At 70.6% G+C, this 453-nt stretch carries 1 protein-coding gene; it reads right to left on the minus strand.

Going from position 1 to position 453, the window contains the following annotated elements:
* Window positions 1-453: acyl carrier protein (locus tag IE249_RS39645; RefSeq protein ID WP_229860044.1), on the minus strand; the 453-nt coding region annotated here is incomplete at both ends.

Here is a 453-nt window from a genome sequence, read left to right on the forward strand (position 1 = left end):
GGGGATCCATCGCCAGCGCCTCACGCGGCGAGATGCCGAAGAATCCCGCGTCGAACTCGGCCGCGTTCTGGATGAAGGCGCCCTCTCGGGTGTACGTCTTGCCCGCCTGCCCGGGGTCCGGGTCGTAGAGGGCCTCGACGTCCCAGCCCCGGTCCGTCGGGAACCTGGAGGTCGCGTCCCTCCCGTCGCTCAGCAGCTGCCAGAGGTCCTCAGGTGACCTTACGCCGCCCGGGAAGCGGCAGCTCATCGACACGATCGCGATCGGGTCGTCGGCTACGGCAAGCGCGGAGGCACCGGTTACGGAGCTGATGACAGTCGCATCGGGTACGAGCCCGCCCAGCAGCTCGTCGCGCAGGTGGCCGGCGAGCGCGGAGGTCGTGGGGTAGTCGTAGACCAGGGAGGTGGGGAGGGTGAGCCCGGTGGCGGCGCCGAGGCGGTTGCGCAGTTCCACGG

This window comes from Streptomyces anandii JCM 4720, from assembly GCF_014650655.1.
GTDB lineage: Bacteria > Actinomycetota > Actinomycetes > Streptomycetales > Streptomycetaceae > Streptomyces > Streptomyces anandii.